Consider the following 4,773-nt stretch of genomic DNA (forward strand, 5'->3'; position numbering starts at 1 on the left):
TCGAAGAACCGGCCGCTGTAGACCAGCTCCTTCGCGCGACTGGCACCGACCGTGCGGGCCAGCCGCGCCATGCCGTCGCCGCCGGGCACCAGGCCGGCCAGGATCTCCGTCGCACCGAACCGCACGTTGTCACCGCTCACCCGCCAGTCGGCGGCCAGCGCCAACCCCAAGCCGGCCCCCAGCGCGTATCCGGTGATCGCCGCGACCGTCGGCTTCGGGATCGCCGCGACAGCGTCGACGGCGGCGCGGTGCACGCGGGCCCAGCTCTCGGCCTCCGACGTGGTCAACGTCCGCAGCTGAGGAGTGTCATCGCCCGCGGAGAAGATCTCGTGGCCGCCGAAAAGGACGACGGCGGCGATGTCCTCGCGGTTAGTGACCTCGGCGGCGGCCTGCTCGATCTCGCGATAGACCTGCCTCGTCATGGCGTTGGTAGGCGGGCGCGACAACGCCAAAGTCCCCACGCCCGGATGGTGCGTGCCCAGGCGGACGCTGACGAACTCGCTCAAATCCGCCACCCCAATCCGCCGGCTTTGCGGGCGCGGTGATAACGGTCGGAGTCGAAGAACTCGAAAATCCAGTTGTCGCCATCGATTTCGAGGTTCGGCTGCACGGTCACGATCTGACGTTCGACCGCCAACACGTCGGCAACCGTGTGCCCGTTCAGCGAGTCCAGCTGAGTCCAGGTCGGCGGCAGCAGGAAGCAGCGGCCGGCTTCGAACTCGGCGATGGCCGCTTGCGGCGTCGCCCACTCTGCCCGGTCAGACTCGGTGTTGTCGCCGTCAGCGCGCTGACCTTCCGGCAGCGCCCCGACGAAGAAGTAGGTGTCGTAGCGGCGGGTGCGCTCGTTCTCGGGCGTCACCCAATTTGCCCACGGCCGCAGCAGATCGGCCCGCAGGACCAGGTTTTCGCGACGCAGGAAGTCGGCGAACGACAGCGTCCGGTCCGCCAGCGCCTGACGGGATTCGCGGTAGACCGATGCGTCGCCGACGATGGCACCCGGGGCGTCGGCCGGGCCGGCGAACAGCACACCGCATTCCTCGAAGGTCTCACGCGCGGCGGCGCACACCAGCGCCTCGGCCAGCTCGTTGTCGGTGCCGAAGCGCTGCGCCCACCACGCCGGCGGCGGTCCCGCCCAGGCGATGTCGGCGCTGCGGTCGCGGTCGTCGACGCCGCCGCCGGGGAACACCACCGTTCCCGCGGCGAATTCCATTGCGGCGTGGCGCCGCATCAAAAAGAGCGCTATGCCGTCGGCGGTGTCTCGCACCAGCATCACGGTCGCGGCCGGCCGTGCCGGCAACGGTACGTACGAGTCGTCAGTCATGAGCGCCTCCGATGGGCCGCGCGGCTGCGAATGCGCCGGGCGAAGTAACGCCCATCGATCACGTCGACCGCAATCGACTGGCCGAACGCCGCGGACAGATTGTCTCCGGTCAGCACGTCGGACAGCAAACCCGCCGCGACGACCTGTCCTTCCGACATCAGCATGCAGTGGCTGAAACCGGGCGGAATCTCCTCGACGTGATGAGTGACCAGGACCAGCGCCGGCGCGTCGGGATCGGCGGCCAGATCGGCCAACCGCGAAACCAGCTCCTCGCGCCCGCCCAGGTCGAGACCGGCCGCGGGTTCGTCGAGCAGCAGCAGCTCGGGGTCGGTCATCAGCGCGCGGGCGATCAGGATCCGCTTGCGCTCACCCTCCGACAGTGTTTCGTAGGTGCGGTCGGCCAGATGCTCGGCGCCCAGGCTTTCCAGCATGTCGAGCGCCCGGTGGTAGTCGACGTCCTCGTAGCGTTCCCGCCAGCGGCCCAGCACCGCGTAGCCGGCCGACACCACCAGGTCGCGCACCACCTCGTTGCCCGGAATCCGTTGCGCCAGCGCCGAGGAACTCAAACCCACCCGCGAGCGCAGCTCGGACACGTCGACCCGGCCGAGGCGCTCCCCCAGCACATAGGCGATGCCGGACGAGGGATGCTCGGCGGCCGCGGCGATACGCAGCAACGAGGTCTTGCCGGCGCCGTTGGGCCCGATGATCACCCAGCGTTCGTCGAGCTCGACCGACCAGGTCACCGGCCCGACCAGGGTGTGGCCGTCGCGGCGCAGCGACACATCGGTGAAGTCGATCAACAGGTCGGGGTCGACTGCCTCGCTCCCGGTTTCGGCCACCCGCCCATCGTGCCGTACCGCGACGCCATGACGGCTGTCGGGTCGCGCGGTCGGTTCGGCTGCGTAGCGACCCGCGGCGCCCGGCTTCGCCGCGCTTGCGATCGCTACCGGTTCGGCGGGATGTCGACGCGGCTGACCACCCCGTCGAGCGCGTCCGCGGCCTCGATCTCGCCGCGCGTCACGCCGAGCAGGAACAGCACCGTGTCCAGGTACGGGTGGCTCAGCGACGCATCGGCCACCTCCCGCAGCGCGGGTTTCGCGTTGAACGCCACACCCAGGCCTGCCGCGGCCAGCATGTCGATATCGTTGGCCCCGTCGCCGACGGCGACGGTCTGCGCCATCGGCACCCCGACCTGATGAGCAAAGTCCCTCAGCGCCTTGGCTTTACCCGCGCGATCGACGATCTGGCCAACGACCCGCCCGGTGAGCTTTCCGTCGACGATCTCGAGCTCGTTGGCGGCGACGAAGTCCAGCATCAGCTCGTGCGCCAACGGTTCGATGACCTGCCGGAAACCGCCGGAGACCACACCCACGTGATAGCCCAGCCGGCGTAGCGTACGGATTGTAGTCCGCGCACCGGGGGTCAGCTCCACGGCTTCGGCGACCTCGTCGAGCACCTCCGCGGGCAGGCCCGCCAGCGTGCCGACCCGCTGGTGCAGCGATTCGGCGAAGTCGAGTTCACCGCTCATGGCGGCATCGGTGATCGCGGCGACCGCGTCCTGCGCGCCCGCGCGGGCGGCCAGCATCTCGATCACTTCCTGCTGGATGAGCGTCGAGTCGACGTCGAACACGATCAGCCGTTTCGCGCGCCGCGCGATGCTGTAGTCCTCCAGCGCCACGTCGACGCCGACGTCGCCGGCCACCCGGGTCAGCACCTCCTGCAACTGCCCGCCGACCCCGGGCGGCACGGACACCCGCAGTTCCAGGCCGGTGACCGGATAGTCCGAGACGCCGCGGATGAGGTCGATGTTGACGCCCAGGGCGGCCACCTCGTGGGCAACCGTGCCGAACGCTTCGGCAGTGATCGGCCTGCCCAGCACCATGATCGTGTGCGTCGAGGGGTCCCGGATGACCGGCAGATCGTCGCTGCGCTCGACGGTGACGTCCAGGCCGACGCCATGGATCGCCGCTTCGATTTCGTCGCGGAACGCCGTGCCCTCGGCTACGTCCAGCGGCGCCGACACCAGCACGCCTAGCGTCAGCCGGTTCCGGATCACGACCTGTTCGACGTTGAGCAGCTCAACCGCGTGCCCCGAAAGAACTTCGAACAGCGCCGACGTCACGCCTGGCTTGTCGTGACCGGTGACCGTGATCAACGCCGACACCTTGCGGGGTGTACTCACCCCAAATTGCCCCCGCTAGAGGCCATTACGTGCGAACGCTGACGTCGTCGGATCGGGTCACGTCGCCGTCCGACGGACCGTGGGCCCGGCCCACGTGAGCCTCGGCGCGCAGCCGGTCCACCATGTGCGGGTAGTGCAGCTCGAATGCCGGGCGCTCCGAACGGATTCGGGGCAGCTCGGTGAAGTTGTGCCGCGGCGGCGGGCAACTGGTCGCCCACTCCAGCGAGTTGCCGTATCCCCACGGGTCGTCGACCGTGACCACCTCGCCGTAGCGCCAGCTCTTGAAGACGTTCCAGACGAACGGAATCATCGACACGCCAAGGATGAACGCACCGATCGTCGACACGACGTTGTAGGGCTGGAACCCATCGGTGGGCAGGTAATCGGCGTAGCGACGCGGCATCCCAAGGTCGCCCAGCCAGTGCTGGATCAGGAACGTCGTGTGGAAACCGATGAACGTCAACCAGAAGTGCAGCTTGCCCAGCCGCTCGTCGAGCAGTCGGCCGGTCATCTTCGGGAACCAGAAGTAGGTGCCGGCGAAGGTGGCGAACACGATGGTGCCGAAGAGGACGTAGTGGAAATGCGCGACCACGAAATAGCTGTCGGTGACGTGGAAGTCCAGCGGCGGGCTGGCCAGCAGCACACCGGTGAGGCCACCCAACAGGAAGGTGATCATGAAGCCTATCGAGAACAGCATCGGCGTCTCGAACGTCAACTGCCCCTTCCACATCGTGCCGACCCAGTTGAAGAACTTGATTCCGGTCGGCACCGCGATCAGGTAGGTCATGAAGGAGAAGAACGGCAGCAGCACCGCGCCGGTGGCGAACATGTGGTGCGCCCACACCGCGACCGACAGCGCGGCGATCGACAGCGTCGCGTAGACCAGCGTGGTGTAACCGAAGATCGGCTTACGCGAGAACACCGGGAAGATCTCGGTCACGATGCCGAAGAACGGCAACGCCACGATGTAGACCTCGGGGTGTCCGAAGAACCAGAACAGGTGCTGCCACAACAGAACTCCGCCGTTGGCCGAGTCGTAGATGTGAGCGCCCAGGTGGCGATCGGCGGCCAGTCCGAACAGTGCAGCGGTCAGCAGCGGGAAGGCCAGCAGCACCAGGATGGACGTCACCAGGATGTTCCAGGTGAAGATCGGCATCCGGAACATCGTCATACCCGGCGCCCGCATACACACGACCGTGGTGATCATGTTGACCCCGCCCAGGATGGTGCCCAGACCGGCGACGATCAGGCCCATGATCCACAGGTCGGC

At 67.8% G+C, this 4,773-nt stretch carries 5 protein-coding genes; all 5 read right to left on the reverse strand.

From position 1 onward, the window contains the following. Positions 1–515, reverse strand: a 515-nt coding sequence (locus VGH54_RS20155) for an enoyl-CoA hydratase-related protein (RefSeq protein WP_331513847.1), incomplete at its 3' end; no start/stop codon positions are given. Further along, complete coding sequence (locus VGH54_RS20160; RefSeq protein ID WP_331513849.1) at positions 503–1,321, reverse strand: NUDIX hydrolase; 819 nt, start codon at positions 1,319–1,321, stop codon at positions 503–505. The genes VGH54_RS20155 and VGH54_RS20160, both read right to left, overlap by 13 nt. Further along, positions 1,318–2,160: an ABC transporter ATP-binding protein gene (locus VGH54_RS20165; protein ID WP_331513850.1), complete on the reverse strand. Its 843-nt coding sequence runs from the start codon at positions 2,158–2,160 to the stop codon at positions 1,318–1,320. Before VGH54_RS20165 ends, VGH54_RS20160 begins: the two co-directional genes overlap by 4 nt. A gap of 104 nt (positions 2,161–2,264) precedes the next feature. After that, the gene (gene serB / locus VGH54_RS20170; RefSeq protein WP_331513851.1) at positions 2,265–3,503 is read right to left on the reverse strand and encodes a phosphoserine phosphatase SerB; all 1,239 of its coding nucleotides are present in this window, start codon (positions 3,501–3,503) and stop codon (positions 2,265–2,267) included. Positions 3,504–3,528: 25 nt separating this feature from the next. Continuing rightward, positions 3,529–4,773: cytochrome c oxidase subunit I (locus VGH54_RS20175; RefSeq protein ID WP_331513852.1), on the reverse strand; the 1,245-nt coding region annotated here is incomplete at its 5' end.

It is taken from the genome of Mycobacterium sp. (assembly GCF_036488105.1).
In the GTDB taxonomy this organism is placed as follows: domain Bacteria; phylum Actinomycetota; class Actinomycetes; order Mycobacteriales; family Mycobacteriaceae; genus Mycobacterium.

Coding starts and splice junctions, on each gene's coding strand:
- VGH54_RS20160 (WP_331513849.1), bottom strand. CDS start 1,321: ATGACTGACGACTCGTACGTACCGTTGCCGGCACGGCCGGCCGCGACC.